Raw genomic sequence first — 17,726 nt, forward strand, 5'->3', positions numbered from 1 at the left:
GACAAAAATAGATAACTCATTGAAATAATGTCATAATAATTGTTTTCTAACGACGAATACTATGACACATCTCAATGAGTTATATCTTATCTTAAACAAATATCTAAAATGGAACAAGTCACATTTAAAGTGCTTTGCGCTCATCATGCTTGTGATTATTTTAAAGCAAACATGTAATCTTTCTTCTGCATCTAAAGCCTTGCCCATCAAGTGCTTACCACAATCATTTTATCGACGTATGCAGCGCTTCTTTGCAGGTCAGTATTTTGATTATCGTCAAATTTCTCAGTTGATTTTCAATATGTTTTCATTCGACCAAGTGCAACTGACTTTAGATAGAACCAATTGGAAATGGGGAAAACGAAATATTAATATCCTGATGCTCGCAATCGTTTATCGTGGAATAGCGATACCTATCCTTTGGACATTGCTTAATAAACGTGGAAATTCAGATACGAAAGAGCGTATTGCTTTGATTCAACGCTTTATAGCCATTTTTGGTAAAGACCGTATTGTGAATGTGTTCGCAGACAGAGAGTTTATCGGTGAGCAGTGGTTTACATGGTTAATTGAACAAGACATCAACTTCTGCATTCGTGTTAAAAAAACTTCATTGTCACCAATCATTTAGGAAAGAATCATAAAATTAGTGATTTATTTCGCCATCTTAAAGTTGGTCAAATTGAATGTCGTAAACGACGGATTTTGGTTGGTCGGGTGAAACTATATATAAGTGCACTACAGTTAGAAAATGGAGAGCTTTTACTCGTCGTTTCTCCTCAGTTTAATGCCAATGCTATTCAGGATTATGCATTACGCTGGGAAATTGAAACCTTATTCAGTTGTCTCAAAGGACGCGGGTTTAATCTTGAAAATACGCGCTTGACAGACCCTAGACGAGTGAAAAAATTGATTGCGGTGTTAGCTATAAGCTTCTGTTGGTGTTACTTAACGGGTGAATGGCAACATGATCAAAAAAAAGCGATAAAAATAAAGAAGCATGGACGACTCTCAATGAGTTTATTTCGCTATGGTTTAGACTATGTTCAAATGGCGATTCAGCGTTTAATTGGTTTTGGGAAAAAAGAAGAGTTTAAGGAAATTTTGGCAATTTTAAGAAGGCAGAACCCTGATAGGATAAGGGTTCTGTGAAATTTGTCGTGTACAGAGAAAATATATAGAGATTAAACAGAAAATTATCCTGTGGATAACTTTGAGGATAACTGTGTGGAAAATGAGCAGAATCACGTGTCACAGCAAGACTCCAATTTAATGGCTTGGATTGACTATCTGTGTCAGCCGCCGTTTAGTACGGCTACATTTGATCCGGCAGCAAAAATCTTGATCGAGCAATTGCTTGAAGCGATGCAGGCGGGGGATAGCTGTATCGAAGTTGATCCTCGGCAGGTTGTCTTATTACACAATCTGGTTCTAGACCGCCGTCAGCAAAGTACAGGAATTGCGCCGTTTATTTTTGCAGATCAGCATTTATATTTGTACCGCTACTGGCAGCTAGAGCAGGAGGTAGCCGCACATATTGCACGAATTAAAACCCAGCCGGTTGCCGCCATTCATTTATCTGAACGTGATCGCAGCCTATTGTCAGATCCACAGCAGCAAAAAGCCCTGCATATGGTGGCGCAGCAAGCCTTAAGCATTATTACCGGCGGTCCGGGGACTGGTAAAACCTATACGCTGGCACATATGATTGCGGTGCTATATGAAGCCTTGCCGCATATACGGATCGCTATGGCAGCGCCTACGGGAAAGGCTGCACAGCGAATGAAAGAAGCACTGCAAAAAGCCTTGCACAGTGAAGCGTTACAACAGTTTGAGCTAGAAGCATTAAAACAGTTGCAACCGGTGACCCTGCATCGCTTACTAGGTTTGGGTACTCGCGGACAGCCACGCTTTCATGCCAAACAGCCTTTGCCCTATGATGTGATTGTGGTCGATGAAGCCTCGATGCTGGATTTGAATCTGTCACAGATGTTGCTGGCCGCCGTACCGTCTCATGCACGGCTGATTTTACTCGGTGATGCAGACCAGCTGGCTTCTGTGGATGTCGGAACGGTACTGGCAGATTTACAGCAAGTAGTGACTCTGGAAGATAACCGAGTCAATTTAATCACCACGCGACGTTTTGCGCCAGGGGCCAAGATTGGCGCAATAGCGGAGTTTATCCAGCAGAATCATGAGCCTTCTCACGTCTTGCAAAAATTTGAGCAGCAAATCGTGGCAGCCAGTGAGTTACAGGCGATCGATTTGGATCAGGTGAAGATCGACCAGTTGCAGTTACAATACCTGCTCGCTGGTGCCGAACAGACCGCGCATAATTTGAATCAGTATTATGACCAGCTGATGTATGGTTATCAGGCTTATGTACAGGCCATAAAAACAGAACGAAACTCAGCTGATTTTGAACACTATGTGCAACAGGTGGTCAAAACTTTTGATGATTACCGTATTTTAACGGCAATCCGTTCTGGTGATCTGGGGCTGCTCAAGATCAATCTACAGATTGAACAACGTTTTTTAGCAGCCCAAGGTCAGTTGAAACAGGGCGACTGGTATGTCGGACGACCCGTCATGATGAGCTATAACGACTATCAGTTGGGCCTGTCCAATGGTGATATTGGTATCTGTTTTTTACGTGAGCAATCTGGTCAACGTCAGTTTGAAGTGTATTTCCCGAGTCTGGAAAAATGGGTATTAGCCACCCGTTTACCTAAAAGTATTGAAACCGCTTTTGCGCTGACCATTCATAAATCTCAAGGTTCAGAATTTTCCCATACGGCAGTGGTGCTGGATCAATATGCAAAAAATTTATTGAGCAAAGAGTTGATTTATACTGCAATTACTCGAGCCAAAAAAGTGGTCAGTTTATTGGTAGATTATGATGCTTTTACACAAGCACTTTGTGTTAAAACTACCCGGAAAAGTGGTTTGAGCCAAAAAATCATTGAACAATCTAGTAATTTAATTGGCAAAAATAATCAAATCTTGTAGGTAAAAGCTTACAAGGATTCAGGAAATTGACGCATAGAGCTTTTGCTCGGTTTTTGAGAAGATTGGTTCTACAAAATAACTCAACACGGAAAGTTGAGCATAATCGCATAATGATAATAATAATGTCGGTAGACAGCGAACTTACAGTGAAGTAAGTGAAAGAGGAAACTTACAGCCGCTAAGCCTTGTAGTTTTGGGAGAGACTACAAGGCTTTTTTATATCCTGATTTTTTTATAGGAAGCTTGCTGGATTTTTACCCTAATTTCTTAGCAAAAATTTTCAGCTCTAGCCAGTAAACTTAAGTAAATAGCGTTAAATAAAACAGGAGCTGTGTAACATTATGCAAATTTTCACTTGGTGATGTACGAAATGGCTTACAGCAAAATGAGGCAAATACCTCTAGTTGTCTGGTGGGAATATGGCAAAATCTACCACACAAGGAAGATGATTTTTCAACAGGATGTTTGAAAATAATAATAAGCGTAAAACGCCATAATAATAAAATAAATAATAATGATAAGAGAAAGAACTACAGCGCCAAAAAGCCCGAGTTTACTCGGGCTTTTTTTTATCCATTTTCTATGGGGAGTAGCTGAAGATTCAAGCGAGCTAAAGGGTTTGCGGGCTTTTCAAAGGAGTTTCTATATTTAATTTATTCTGGATTTATTTCATTAAAATAATGCAAAACCTGAATCTTTAAGGAACAAGAGTCATCGGATCTGAGCTGTATCAATGAGCAACCAAAACCATGCAAAAATCTGGATCTATTTTTGCAATTTGATGCGTTTTCCCTTAAAATATGCAACTTGCTGTAGTGATGCACGGCAGTCAAGGTTTTGAATTCTCATCACTTTGATTTTTATCAAAATATACAAGCATCTCGGAGAAATCGAATGGCTTTAACTAACGCAGATCGCGCAGAGATCATGGCTAAATTCGCTCGCGCTGAAAACGACACTGGTTCACCAGAAGTTCAAGTAGCTCTTTTAACTGCTCAAATCAATGACTTACAAGGTCACTTCAAAGAGCACAAACACGACCACCATAGCCGTCGCGGTCTAATCCGTATGGTTAACCAACGTCGTAAACTACTTGACTACCTTAACGGTAAAGACCACGGTCGTTATGTAGCATTGATCGGTGCTTTAGGTTTACGTCGTTAATTCGATTTAAACTTTATTTTCGGGTGTATTGCATGCTTTGTGCTGTATTACTGAAAACTAAAGTCGGCTTAGCTTTGCGCTGAGCCAGTGGAAGGGGCGAATGTTTCGCTCCTTCTTTGTGTTTAAAAATAGTATTTAATCTGGTGAGGTCGGCTTCTAAGCTTTGTCATTTACTCGTCCATATGGTCATGAATGCCAAACCTTAGGGGTCTCCACTAGAATAATTGTTCACAAGAACTAGGAAAAAATAAAACATGTCAATGTTTAATATTATTCGTAAAGAATTCCAATTCGGTCAGCACAACGTTATCTTGGAAACAGGTCGTGTTGCCCGTCAGGCAAACACTGTTGTGATCACCATGGGCGGCGTACAAGTACTTGTTGCTGTTGTGGCACAGCCTAAAGCAAAAGCAGGTCAAGACTTCTTCCCATTGACTGTAAACTATCAAGAAAAGCAATATGCTGCTGGTCGTATCCCGGGTGGTTATGGCAAGCGTGAAGGCCGTCAGTCTGAAGCTGAAACTTTGATTTCACGTCTGATTGACCGTCCAATTCGTCCATTGTTCCCAGAAGGTTACTTCAACGAAATTCAAGTAACAGCCACTGTTATTTCTTCTGACAAAACGATGGATGCTGACATTGCTGCAATGTTAGGTACATCTGCTGCATTGTCTATCGCTGGTACACCTTTCCGTGGTCCAATTGGTGGCGCACGTGTGGGTTTAATCAACGGTGAATACATCCTGAACCCGAACCTTGAACAACTTAAAGAGTCTGATCTTGATCTTGTCGTTGCAGGTACGGAATCTGCAGTACTGATGGTTGAATCTGAAGCGAAAGAGCTTTCAGAAGACCAAATGCTGGGCGCTGTATTGTTCGGTCATGACGAAATGCAAATTGCGATCCAGGCGATCAAAGAATTTGCTGCAGCTGCAGGCGCGGTTGAGTCAACTTGGGTTGCTCCAGTTAAAAACGAAGAACTTCTTGGTAAATTGAAAGAAGCATTCGAAGCGAAAATCTCTGAAGCTTACACGATTGCAGTGAAACAAGACCGTTATGCGGCACTTGACGCGCTTTATGCAGAAGCAGTGGCACAGTTCGTTCCTGAAAATGACGAAACGGGCATTGCAGAAGAAGTAAATGAGCTGTTCGAAGACCTTAAATACCGTACTGTACGTGACAACATCCTGTCTGGTAAGCCACGTATCGATGGTCGTGATACCAAAACTGTTCGTGCAATCGACGTACAAGTAGGCGTATTGGATCGTGCTCACGGTTCTGCATTGTTCACACGTGGTGAAACTCAGGCCTTGGTCACAACGACTTTGGGTAATACACGTGATGCCTTGATGGTTGATACCCTTGCTGGTACCAAAACTGACAACTTCATGTTGCACTATAACTTCCCTGCATACTCTGTAGGTGAAACAGGTCGTGAATCTGGTCCTAAGCGTCGTGAGATTGGTCATGGTCGTCTGGCACGTCGTGGTGTTCAAGCTGTACTTCCTGCGGCTGACCGCTTCCCGTATGTGATCCGTATCGTATCTGACATCACTGAATCTAACGGTTCGTCTTCAATGGCATCTGTATGTGGTGCATCACTTTCTCTTATGGATGCCGGTGTTCCACTTAAAGCACCAGTTGCAGGTATTGCGATGGGTCTAGTGAAAGAAGGCGAGCGTTTCGCAGTTCTTTCTGACATCTTGGGTGATGAAGATCACTTGGGCGACATGGACTTTAAAGTAGCGGGTTCTGCAAACGGTATTACTGCGCTACAAATGGACATCAAGATCGAAGGCATCACTGAAGAGATCATGGAATCTGCATTGAACCAGGCTTATGCGGGTCGTATGCACATCTTGAATGAGATGAACCAGGTGATTTCACGTGCGCGTCCTGAAATTTCGATGCACGCACCGACATTCCAGGTGATCAACATCAACCCGGATAAAATCCGTGATGTGATCGGTAAAGGCGGCGCGACCATTCGTGCGATCACTGAAGAAACTAAAGCAGCGATCGATATCGAAGATAACGGTACAGTTCGCGTATTTGGTGAAACTAAAGCGGCTGCGCAAGCTGCAGTTGCCAAGATCCAGGCACTTACTGCTGAAATCGAGCCAGGTACAATTTACGTGGGTAAAGTAATTCGTATCGTTGAATTCGGTGCGTTCGTAAATATTCTTCCAGGTACTGATGGCTTGCTTCACATCTCTCAAATCTCAAACGAACGCATTGCGAACGTGGCAGATGTATTGAAAGAAGGTCAGGAAGTGAAAGTACAGGTTGCGGATGTTGATAACCGTGGTCGTATCAAATTGACGATGAAAGACATCGAACAAGTTTAATTCTTAAACTATTCACATGGGAAAACTCATGTGAATAACAATAAAAAAGCCCTGAGATTGGTCAAAGTGTTTACTTTGGCTGGCTCAGGGCTTTTTTATGCCTTCAATAAGATTCTGCTACGCAAATAAAGACTGATTGGATTGCTTAAGTCTTCGGCTCGGCTCATAATTTTAAGACGGATAGATGGGGAAGGCCTAGCTCTATCCTGCAACAACAAAAAGCAGAATTGTGAATAGAGAATTGTCTTAATGCAGGTTTATTATTTTTACCAACATCCGACCGAACATCATATTTTTGTACAAAAAGAGCCTATTGCTCAAGCCGAACCTGAATTTATCTGGATCGACTATACCCGGGCAGATGTGGTTAATCGGGCTGAGACTTGGCAAAAAGAAATAGAACAGCAGACCCATTTATACCTAAACGAATTGCATGTAAACGATATTCTTAATTTAGAACATCCTTGTGTATTTGATAGCATGGATGACTATGAGTTGCTTATTTTTCGCAAGCTGATTACCCCGGATGATGACATCGAGAGCGGTGAGCAGGCGCTGGAACAGCATGAAAAAGTATTTGGTCTGGCGACTACTCCGATTAGTTTTATCATGACTCCTCAAGTGCTGATTACAGTACGTGAGCAAGGCAATAAAGCAATAAAAAATTATATTTCCCGTATTGAAACCCATGTGATCCGTTCCACTCAGGAACAAAATAAGTCACGAAAACTCCCGATGACCCCGCTGGATTTATCGTTACGTTTGCTGAATAGCATGGTGGATGGTTATTTGGATTTACGTGTGCCTTTAACCCGACGGGTTGAATTCTGGCAACAGGAGTTATTACAGGGGCATCGCCGCTTTACTAAATGGAACCAGTTATTGCAAGAAAGCATATCTTTTCAACAAGTGGAAAATCTCTGTGAAGAGCAAATTGATACCTTGCAAGAACTGCGAGATGAAATTATCGATAATTATCCACACCTGAAAGGTAAGAAGAAGTCGGAACGGCAGGATATTATGCTGGTCCGAATGAATGACCTGGTCAGCCATGTAGAGCGCATCCAAAAACACACTGTTCGTTTGCGTGCCTCGATTCAGGCGGCTATCGACCTGCATTTTTCAGCCATTGCCAATCAGACCAATGAAAATATGCGCATCTTGGCGATAATTACCGCTATTTTTGCACCGCTGACCTTATTGACCGGGATTTACGGGATGAACTTTGAATTTATTCCGGGGGCGAAATCTCCTGTCGGGTTCTGGAGTATGTTAATGATCATGTTCATTAGCACGGTATTGCTGGTGTATTATTTCTATCGCAGACATCTGGTCGGCCGAGGGGAGCGCAGTGTGATTGATCTACTGGCACAACAGCATAAGAATCAACACGTGAATCTGTTCTGGTTCCTGGACTATGAGCCGATTAAGCAATCAGTGAAAGAGACCATGAAAGAAGTTGAAAAGCTGACCAAATTAAAATAGAGCTACCTTTATCAATCGATATTTATAAAAGTTGTCCTATTTTTCAAGCACACGTAGATCAGTGGACTTCAATTTTAGATTAGCTCTGTAGAAATCAACACTCTGTTCTGCTGATCACTCAACTTGAGCTGTTCGAGTCAGTATTTTATAGATTTCATCTTTTAATTTCAGTTTTTTACGCTTGATCGCCTCAATATCATTGTTGATATGATTGACTGGATCAAGTTCAAGCTGGCTGATTTCTTTGTCCAGCTCATTATGTTCCTCGAATAATTTGGCAAAATAGGGATTTTTCTCGCGAAGTTGCACAATCAAGTCGCGGTATTCGGGAAACATGTATTTGATTTTCTTATTGCAATCTTTGGTTTTCATAGGGATTCTTATACTCTAATCATAAAATTAAATATAAATATGTTCTGATCTGCACTTGAAAATGCAGATCGAAAGAACATGAAAATGATTTACTTGAAGTGCAAGTGTTTGACCTCACGGCGTAACTCCTGCACTTCATCAATGAGGTCCAGCATCATGGCAACAGCGCTAAATGAGGCATCAAAATCGCGTTGCAGGCGATAGGCGCGTTGTGCACGCGAGATATCTTCACCGAGGAAAGTGCTGGTCGGGGTTGTAGAACGATTGGGTAAAATTCCATGTTCAATTAACTGCATGACCCATTCCGGGCTTTGTCCACACGCTTCTGCAAAGTGGATCAAGTCAAATGAACGATCGTCCATAATTTCTGAGGGGGTATAACCGTGGGAAAAACTTTCTTGGTACTGAATCGTAGTCATGGGTCTACTCCTTAAACAGCCAAGTGTGCAAAATCCGGAGAAAGGGAAGGTGCTAAAATAGAACGCTTTCCAATCCTTGGACATGCAGACTCAGAGTGATGACTCAAATGATCATGAGTGAAGAGTCGGGATGTGCTGGTAGTCGATGAATCAGTCGGTCTGACCGGATCTTTATCAGCAGCATGCGAGGCAAAGAAGGTTAAAGCTGAAATGGTTTTTATAATTTTATGTGTTATCGACAAAGCGTATTCAATCACTTTCCTGTGTTGAATAGAGGGCGCCATATCAGGGCTGCAAAGCAGACCAAAGGGCAAAATTGAACGAGGCTGAAGATTGATCATCATAAATGGATAAAAAATAACCGTCTTCGATCCATTATTATGACTTTGCCTGCTCCAAAACAGTTTTTATTTGTACCTTATTGTTTCGAATCATGACAAAGAAAAAAGCCCCTGATATAGGGGCTTTGAAAATCTTTCTGAAATTAATATTTTACCCAAGTAACACTGCGACCAATTACTGATACCCCGACATAACCACGCAAGGTCAGACGTTTGCCATTAGCACTTAAGCGTGCTTTGCCCTTATAAACTTTGCCACTGATCGGATCAAGTACTTTGCCATCATGGTATTCACGCGGCTTTTTCGGATCTGCCTTAAAATCCCAGATAAATGGCAGGCCTAGAAAAGGCTTGTTCTTGAGCTGACCTGGACATTTATGACAGATCCCCATTTTTTCTGCGCCAGGCAAGCTGCGTGTTTCGACAATTACCCCTTCATAACTGCCATCTGCTTTCTTGCGAATTTCCACATCCGCACGAGAATAACCAGACTGATCATCGATGGTTTTCCATTTACCCAATAACGGATCTTCATAGGCAAAGGCCAAACTAGAAACTGCGGCTAAACTCATCCCCATTACTAGAGTATTCAATAATTTTCTCATAACATACCTGTTAAATTGATGATGTATTCATTTTAGAATTATTGCTCTAATTTATTTTAAAAGCATAATTAAATCAAGAGTATGAACTGTGAAGCCTTTCTCATAATTTTTTTAAAATGATGAATATTTATGTTTTGTTAATGTGAATAATATTATAATTTAACTGGAATTTTTGGATTGGATTTACAGGAGAGTTTGATTCAGGGAGTAGACGAGTTTTCTACTGTAAGAGAATATGCTCTATTGAGCTCAGTCATATAGGTTTTAAAATATAAAAAAAGCATTCCGGGGAATGCTTTTAAACTTAAGGATTCGAACTGCTTAGCTTAGGTGTTTACCAAATAGGCCCAAGGCTTCTTCAGCGGTAAAGGTATATTGGCTATTACAGAACTGGCAGTCCATCTCGATCGGATTCTGGAATTCCAGTGTTTCACGGATCGACTCTATGCCGATTTGCTGTAAAGCGACTGCACAACGCTCTTTAGAGCAGGTACAACCGAACTTCAACACTTCCGTATCTGGCAGACGCACTTCTTCTTCATTATATAAACGGTACAGAATATCAGTGGCTTGCAAACCGACTAACTCTTCAGTTTTTAGGGTCTCTGTGAGCATGGTCAGACGTGGCCATAGGTCTTCATCTACCCGGCGTTGTTCTTCTTCACTATTACGTGGTAATAACTGAATCAGTAAACCACCTGCACGCTGATGGTCACTTGCCAGTACAATACGCGTCGGAATCTGTGCAGACAGGTCATAATACTGCATCAGACAGCCCGCCAGATTTTCTTTATCAAGGGGTACAATCCCCTGATAACGCTCACCAAATTCTGGTTCGATATTGATGAATAGAACCGGAGAGGTGAGTGATTTCAACACTGTACTACTGTCTTCACCGACCAGAAAGTGCGGATCTTCTTCATAGTCAGCCAGAGCGCGAACTTCACCCAAATGGTTACATTCAGCCATAGCCCATTTAAATGTGCCCGATGCCTGAATTTGCAGGCTGATACGCCCTTTAATCTTCAATGTGCTGGCCAGCAGTGCAGTGGCACTAAGCATTTCACCTAGCAGGATTTTAACTGCAGGCGCATAGTCACGTTGCGCTAAAATGGTTTGTAAAGCTTCTTCAAGATGCACCACTTCACCACGAACAGGGCTATCTTCAATAAAAAAGCGTTGGCGTAAATCAGACATAAAATTCTCCATAACCCTGCTTTAATGGTGTCATTATTGTAAAACACAAGTTAGGACAGTTCATCTCTTAACGTATCAATTCCTGCGCCGTTTGTATCCTGTTGCTGCGGTGTAGCCTGTTTTTGCACTTTATGGCGTTGATCCTGGGTAAACAGATGCTCCAGTTCAGCCAAACTGCTGCGCTGATTTTCATAATTTGGATGTTCATCCGGATCCAGATGATATTGACTATTGAGCAACTTTTCATCCTGTTCACGGAAGTTTTGAATCTGTTGCAGGCTTTCTTCCGGGTCAGGATTGAGCTGGGTTAATAAGGCTTGACTGAGTTCCAAGGCGGAAAGATAAGTTTCACGCCAGATATGTTTCACGCCCAAATCCTGCAATAAATGCACATGATGTCGATCACGGGCGCGGACCCATAAACAGGTTTCAGGATAATTCAGCCGCAGATGCCGCACGATCAGCATTGAGTCTTCAATATCGTCAATCGCCACAATCACCTGTTGTACTGTGGCAATACCGGTCTGTATCAAGGCTTCGGGTTCTGTTGCATCCGCCTGATAGAAAGGGATATCGTACTGCGCCAGAAGTTCAGTGGCTGGCACATTGCTGTCCATGACACTAAAGGCATGTTGCTGCTGCAGTAAAATCCGGGCGATAATTTGCCCGAAGCGGCCAAAGCCAATCAGCAGAATCGGTGTACTGGTTTGAGGATTGAGATCAGTTTCGAAGGTCGCTGCCAGATGATTGTGACGATCCAGATGCGGTAGGATCTGACTGTGCAATAACCAATAAAATGCTGGCGTCAGCAGCAAGGAAAAACTCACCATCCACAGCAAGGGAGAGAGTAGATCGGCCGTAATAATCTGGTCGGATACCGCAATCACCAGTGCGAGTAAGGCAAATTCGCCACCTTGTGCCAGACTGGCTGCTAGCAAGGTACTATTGCGCCAGCTATTTTGATGATAACGCGCCAATGCTAGACTGATTGCAAACTTGCCCAAGATTAAAGTGAGGGTGCCGCCCAGAATCATCCAGGGAAAATTTAGCAGATCAGCTAAGTGCAGTGACATGCCTAGACTGATAAATGCCAAGCCCATCAACAGGCCCTGAAAAGGCCGAATCGTACTTTCTACCGCAGGCCTGAAATCTGAATCTGCCAATAAAATGCCGGCAAATAAGGCACCGAGAAATAGATTCAGTCCGAGGGTATTCATCAGCACCAATAATGCCAAGGTCACCGCAATCGCTACAATCGCATGCAGTTCGTGACTGCCACTTTTAGCAATCCAGCGATACAACGGCTGCATCAGGTAACGATTACACAGGAACAGACCGCTCAACGTCGCGATGAGGGCAGCAAAGTAGGCCACCCCATGTTCAGTCGAGCGAATCCCGGCAAATAGGGGAATAGCTGCAATCACCAGAATGGCCAACAGGGAATGAACCAGCAGGATCGAATAGGCTTGCTGACCATAGCTGGTGGCGAACTGTTCCTGATGATTGAGATGTTGAATCACCAGAGTCATGGCGGACAAACTGCCGGCGAGTCCAATTACAATGCTGGCGAGTAGGCTTTGCTGAAGGAAAACCCAGGCCATGAGCGTGAAAATCAGGGTGCTGATTAGTACCTGTAAAGCAGCCATCATCCACAGGGAGGGATTAATCTGCACAATGCGTTGTGGTCTGAGTTGCAGGCCGATCCAGAACATCAGTGCCATCAGGCTGACTTGCATGAAACTACTCATGACTTCGGGTGTCTGAATCAGGTGCAAAAGGCTTGGACTTAAGATGATCCCTGTTAACAGATAGCCCAGCACACTTGGCAATCTGAGCCTTTTACTCAGTGGCACTATCAACAGTGCAATGACCAGAACCAGTGTTATTTGTAACAGTATCGACATTTTCCTGCCCTAAATTTATTCTTGATCCAGACTGGGAGTCTTGTATTCCAGACCGATCCTCAGGCGCAATATCTTTTAGCTCAGTTCCTGAGGGTCGATGTCCAGCGTGAGCTTCATGCTAGAAGGTTTGTCATGCAACATGTTTTGCCACCAGCTACGCACATAGTAATGCAAACGTGGACGATCCGCTGCCAATAGCACCATATGCGACTGATAGCGTCCGGCCTTACGTTCCATTGGCGCAGGAATTGGTCCCCAGATGTCCAGCGCCAGATCAGGATATTGCCTGAGGAGTGCTGCATGTTTCTGTAAGAATTCGGTATTTTGTGCATGATCCTTGGATTCACAGCGAATCAGGATGGCATAACGGTAGGGCGGCATTCTGGCCATCTGTCGTTCTTTTAAGGTCTGCTGGGCAAATACGCGATAATTTTCATTCACTAAGGTGTTCAGCAGGGCATGATCAGGTCTGAGGGTCTGCAGATAAACATCGCCTTTATGTTCACCACGTCCGGCACGGCCAGCCACTTGCACGATCAGTTGCGCAGTCCGTTCAGTAGCACGGAAGTCCACACTCAGCAGACCGGAGTCGATATCCAGAATCGCCACCAGCGTCACATAAGGAAAATGATGGCCTTTGGCCAGCATCTGGGTGCCGAGTAGAATCGCCGGTTCGCTTTTCTGAATCTTGTCATAGATTTTCTGCCAGCTCCCGACCCGACTGGTGGAATCGCGATCGACCCGAATCACCTCAAAATCCGGAAAGAGTTCATTCAGATGCTCTTCGACTTTGCCGGTGCCCATGCCCAGCGTAACCAGTTCCTGATGCTGACATTGCGGGCAGTGTTCTGGCATGCGGTGAATAGTGCCGCAGTGATGGCAATGCAGATGCTGATAAGGCTGACGGTGTACAGTGAAGTTGGCATCACAGTGCGGACATTGCGCCTGCCAACCACAGCTGCCACACAGCAGGACGGGAGCATAGCCACGGCGGTTTAAAAAAATCAGCACCTGTTCTTTTTTCTCCAGGCGCTTTTTGATGTCCTGAATCAGTTGAAGGCTAATCCCATGCTTTTTTTGCGCAACTTTTAAATCCAGAATATGGATTTTGGGCATCAAGGCCGTGCCGGCACGTTGATTCAGCTCCAGCACCTGCATCTTGCCATGTTCAACCAGTGCATAACTGTCAATGCTTGGCGTCGCTGATCCCAGCAGTACTGGACATTGCTGTAAATGGCCGCGGTACAGGGCGACATCGCGGGCATGATAGCGGAAGCCTTCCTGCTGTTTAAAGGACAGGTCATGTTCTTCATCCAGAATGATCAGGCCCAGATTCGGCATCGGGGTATAAATGGCAGAACGTGTACCGAGTACGATTGAGGCTTTGCCGGTTTCCGCCGACTGCCAGGCTTGTAGCCGTTTGGAATCATTCAGCCCGGAATGCAGCAACGCAATATGGCAATGAAAACGGGACTGAAAACGGCTGATGGTTTGCGGCGTCAGGCCGATTTCCGGCACCAGCACCAGCACCTGTTTGCCCTGTTTCAGTACCTGTTCCATGATCTGCAAATACACTTCAGTTTTACCGCTGCCGGTCAGACCATCCAGTAAAAAAGCTTGATATTGATTGCGATATTTTAATACCTGTTCGACTGCATGTTTTTGTTCAGGATTGGCAGTAAGCGGCATTTGTGCCAGCTGCATCGGCTGCGGATTGAAATCTTGTGGCTCCAGCACACAGGCGCAAATCTCTTTTTTCTCCAGCGCTTTTAAGGTCGCGGTTTCAATCCCGGCCATGTTCAGCACATTTTCAGTGGTCCCGACCGGATGCAGTTTTAAAATCCGGTAAGCTTCCTGCTGCTTGTCCGAACGGCGTACTTTGGCCTCGGCATCAGGGTCCAGTAATTTCCAGGTACGGGCCAGCAGGTTATAAGGCTTACCCTGACGCAACAGAGTCGGCAGGGCACTGTGGACGACTTCACCGATCGGAAACTGGTAATACTGCGCTGACCATGTCAACAAACTTAAAACTTTGGCATCTATAATGGCGCGTTCATCGAGCAGTTCGGTTACTGCCTTAAGCTTAAAGCGTGGGTCGAGAGGAGTGTCTGCAGGCAGTTTTTCGATAATCACCCCGACCAGATTCTGCCGACCAAACGATACCAGTACACGTGCGCCAATCTGCGCCTGTTCAAATTGTTCTGCACTCATTGTGTAATCAAAACAATCAAATACATGTACAGGTACAGCAACGCGTACGCGATAAAGTAGACTGGAATCGGTGTGAGAATTTTGCATATCTTGGGGTGGAGATCCTGAAGAAATTTCGTCGTGCTTAAAGTTCGATTATGTTAGAGTGAGCAGATAATTTATATCAAAGAATATGAATGATTTCGGTGGTCTGACGCAACAGCGTTAAGCAAAATTTTGGAAAATTAGAGCATTACAATGCCTGCATATCAGTTTATTGCGCTTGATGCTTCAGGAAAGCAGCAAAAAGGCGTGCTGGAGGGGGATTCTGCACGTCAGATCCGGCAACAATTACGGGATAAAGCACTTATTCCGGTCTCTGTTGATCCTGTCGAAAAAAAAGATCAACATCATCATCGAAAATGGTTTGAAAAAAGCATCACCGCCTATGATCTGGCTCTGATGACCCGGCAATTATCCGTGCTGGTCGCTGCTGCGATTCCACTGGAAGAAGCGATTCGTGCCGTCGGCAAGCAAAGCGAAAAAGTGCATGTACAAAACCTGCTGATGTCGGTTCGCTCCAAGGTACTAGAAGGGCATAGTCTGGCGCAGGGTTTGCAGCAATCCGGACGTTTTCCTGAACTGTATATTGCTACGATTGCGGCCGGTGAGCGTTCCGGACATCTGGACCTGATTCTGGATCAGTTGGCTGACTATACCGAAAACCGGTTTGCCATGCAGAAAAAAATTCAGGGTGCAATGGTCTATCCGATTATCCTGATGCTGATGTCCTTTGCGATCGTGATGGGGCTGATGACCTATGTGGTGCCGGATATCGTCAAGACTTTTGATCAGAGTAAAGACGCCTTACCGTGGATTACCGTGGCCTTGATGAAAGCCAGTGATTTTATCCGCATTTCTTGGCCATTTTTATTGATTGGTGGTGCTTTGGGGATTTTCCTGTTGGTCCGGTTTTTAAGAACCACCGCCGGGCATTATGCCTTTGACCGTCTGACCTTAAAATTACCTTTATTCGGCAAATTGTCACGCGGGATTAATGCCGCACGTTTTGCCAGTACCTTATCCATTTTGACCCAGTCTGGCGTGCCGCTGGTCGATGCACTGCGCATTGGTGCTGCAGTCAGTAACAACTGGGTGATCCGTGATGCTGTCAATCTGGCAGCGGAAAAAGTCACTGAAGGTGGCAACCTGGCGACCCAACTGGAACGCAGTGGTTATTTCCCGCCGATGATGGTACAAATGATCAAAAGTGGTGAAGCGTCTGGTGAACTGGACCGCATGTTGGAACGTGCTTCACAGATGCAGGATCGCGAAGTGACCACCCTGATTTCAACTTTACTGGCCTTGCTGGAACCTTTAATGCTGGTATTGATGGCCAGTATTGTTTTGGTGATTGTGATTGCAGTGATGCTGCCAATTGTGAATATGAATAATATGATTTAAACAGAAGCCAGTTAGAATTTTGCTGTGATCAAGATTCAAGTGGAAATTCTGAATGATGCAAATAAATGAGAGAGATTGAATGAAAAGGAATCAATTAAATAAACAGACGGGCTTTACCTTAATCGAAGTCATGGTGGTGATTGTTATTCTCGGTGTGCTTGCTGCGCTGATTGTTCCGAATGTGATGGGACGCGGTGAAAAAGCCAAAGTAGATACCACCGTGATCAAGTTGCAGAGCATTGCAGGTTCACTGGATCAATACAAGCTGGACAATGGCAAGTATCCAAGTATGCAGGAAGGCGGTCTGGATGCACTGGTGAATCAGCCAGCGACTGCAAAAAACTGGGTGCCAGGCGGTTATGTCAAGGGCGGTTTTCCAAAAGACAGCTGGGATAATGAACTGCAATATGTGATTCCGGGCACCGATGGCCGCAGCTTCGATCTATATTCATTTGGTGCAGATGGTCAATCGGGTGGTGAAGGAACAGATGCCGATATTTATTATCAGCCTTAATTGAGAATCGTTATAAATTTTCGATAGATAGAATATATCACTTCACTGAATAGGCTATTTCAATACGAAGTGAAGTGATAATAACTATTAATTATTAAATATAATGTAAGTTAATGATATTTATAATAATGAAATAATAAAAACGATATGCGAGTTATAATAAGAATTATTCCCATATTTATCTATTACAATTCTCGTAAAATATGAATAAACATACACTTTCTATTTATTTAAAAAAGCTCATAATGATCTGAATGGTACTTGACTCGCCAACGGAGAAGCACATGAAAGCATTAATCTTAGGGGATGAAATCAATCAATTTCATTGGTCGATGCTGAAATCTGTTCTTCTGGTTTTAAGCATGCTGCCGATCAGTCAGGGAATCGTCCATTTATGGCAAAGCACCGAAGGCAGCAGCCAGATTATGGTGGCTTTCTTTGCTATCAGTTTGATGAGCAGTTTATTGGCCCTGTGTTTCTGGTCAGCATTAAATGCGAGTGTAATCCGCATTCAAGCCGAACAAGGTTCAGCATTTGAGCAGACATTGGTTAACCTGTATCGTCATGTGCCGATGTTGTCTCTTGCCAGTATGGTGTGTTATCTGGCTATACAGTTTTAAGTTTTAAAGAGATAGAAAACCGAGGCTGTGACCTCGGTTTTTTATTGCCTTGAGTGTTCTTCGCTTTCATAAAGGGAGCTTAGGAGGGATTGAT

14 protein-coding genes are annotated in these 17,726 nt (G+C 43.8%); 8 read left to right on the plus strand and 6 right to left on the minus strand.

What is annotated here, in order from left to right; genetic code table 11:
- Positions 1-61: 61 nt before the first annotated feature.
- The 5 genes from F891_RS17120 to F891_RS01305 all read left to right on the plus strand — a co-directional run bounded on the left by F891_RS17120 (position 62) and on the right by F891_RS01305 (position 8,006).
- Positions 62-1,152 (plus strand): IS4-like element ISAba1 family transposase gene (locus F891_RS17120; protein ID WP_085940413.1). Its coding sequence is split into 2 segments (ribosomal slippage): positions 62-602 and positions 602-1,152, totalling 1,092 coding nucleotides; the frame shifts between segments, so codons are not numbered across the junction.
- 75 nt (positions 1,153-1,227) lie between these two features.
- Positions 1,228-3,009, plus strand: a complete 1,782-nt coding sequence (gene recD, locus F891_RS01290; RefSeq protein WP_005261626.1) for an exodeoxyribonuclease V subunit alpha — start codon at positions 1,228-1,230, stop codon at positions 3,007-3,009.
- Positions 3,010-3,903: 894 nt separating this feature from the next.
- Positions 3,904-4,173: a 30S ribosomal protein S15 gene (rpsO, locus tag F891_RS01295; protein ID WP_004278577.1), complete on the plus strand. Its 270-nt coding sequence runs from the start codon at positions 3,904-3,906 to the stop codon at positions 4,171-4,173.
- A gap of 260 nt (positions 4,174-4,433) precedes the next feature.
- Complete coding sequence (pnp, locus tag F891_RS01300; protein WP_171066330.1) at positions 4,434-6,521, plus strand: polyribonucleotide nucleotidyltransferase; 2,088 nt, start codon at positions 4,434-4,436, stop codon at positions 6,519-6,521.
- 249 nt (positions 6,522-6,770) lie between these two features.
- Positions 6,771-8,006 carry a magnesium transporter CorA family protein gene (locus F891_RS01305; RefSeq protein WP_004647341.1) on the plus strand — a complete coding sequence of 412 codons (1,236 nt, stop codon included), beginning with the start codon at positions 6,771-6,773 and terminating at the stop codon, positions 8,004-8,006.
- Positions 8,007-8,120: 114 nt separating this feature from the next.
- Here the strand turns inward: F891_RS01305 and F891_RS01310 are convergent, their stop codons facing one another.
- From F891_RS01310 to F891_RS01335, 6 genes are all read right to left on the minus strand, one after another.
- Positions 8,121-8,378 (minus strand): HP1242/YdcH family protein, encoded by a 258-nt coding sequence (locus F891_RS01310; RefSeq protein ID WP_005261630.1) that lies wholly within the window; start codon positions 8,376-8,378, stop codon positions 8,121-8,123.
- Positions 8,379-8,467: 89 nt separating this feature from the next.
- Positions 8,468-8,797: a chaperone modulator CbpM gene (locus tag F891_RS01315; protein ID WP_004278573.1), complete on the minus strand. Its 330-nt coding sequence runs from the start codon at positions 8,795-8,797 to the stop codon at positions 8,468-8,470.
- Between the two features lie 484 nt (positions 8,798-9,281).
- On the minus strand, positions 9,282-9,743 hold the full coding sequence (locus tag F891_RS01320) for a DUF2147 domain-containing protein (RefSeq protein WP_004647343.1): 462 nt from the start codon (positions 9,741-9,743) through the stop codon (positions 9,282-9,284).
- 321 nt (positions 9,744-10,064) lie between these two features.
- Positions 10,065-10,940, minus strand: a complete 876-nt coding sequence (locus tag F891_RS01325; protein ID WP_004278571.1) for an Hsp33 family molecular chaperone HslO — start codon at positions 10,938-10,940, stop codon at positions 10,065-10,067.
- Between the two features lie 50 nt (positions 10,941-10,990).
- Positions 10,991-12,844 (minus strand): cation:proton antiporter domain-containing protein, encoded by a 1,854-nt coding sequence (locus F891_RS01330; RefSeq protein WP_005261632.1) that lies wholly within the window; start codon positions 12,842-12,844, stop codon positions 10,991-10,993.
- Positions 12,845-12,919: 75 nt separating this feature from the next.
- Positions 12,920-15,142 carry a primosomal protein N' gene (locus F891_RS01335; protein WP_005261634.1) on the minus strand — a complete coding sequence of 741 codons (2,223 nt, stop codon included), beginning with the start codon at positions 15,140-15,142 and terminating at the stop codon, positions 12,920-12,922.
- A 150-nt stretch (positions 15,143-15,292) separates the two neighbouring features.
- On the opposite strand from F891_RS01335, the gene gspF reads away from it, so the two are divergent.
- From gspF to F891_RS01350, 3 genes are all read left to right on the plus strand, one after another.
- Complete coding sequence (gspF, locus tag F891_RS01340; protein ID WP_005261636.1) at positions 15,293-16,498, plus strand: type II secretion system inner membrane protein GspF; 1,206 nt, start codon at positions 15,293-15,295, stop codon at positions 16,496-16,498.
- 79 nt (positions 16,499-16,577) lie between these two features.
- Positions 16,578-17,012, plus strand: coding sequence for a type II secretion system major pseudopilin GspG (gspG, locus tag F891_RS01345; protein WP_004278567.1), 435 nt, complete (start codon positions 16,578-16,580; stop codon positions 17,010-17,012).
- 284 nt (positions 17,013-17,296) lie between these two features.
- Positions 17,297-17,632, plus strand: a complete 336-nt coding sequence (locus F891_RS01350) for a hypothetical protein (protein WP_004278566.1) — start codon at positions 17,297-17,299, stop codon at positions 17,630-17,632.
- Positions 17,633-17,726: the final 94 nt, after the last annotated feature.

It is taken from the genome of Acinetobacter sp. CIP 101966, assembly GCF_000369725.1.
In the GTDB taxonomy this organism is placed as follows: Bacteria; Pseudomonadota; Gammaproteobacteria; order Pseudomonadales; family Moraxellaceae; genus Acinetobacter; species Acinetobacter lwoffii_Q.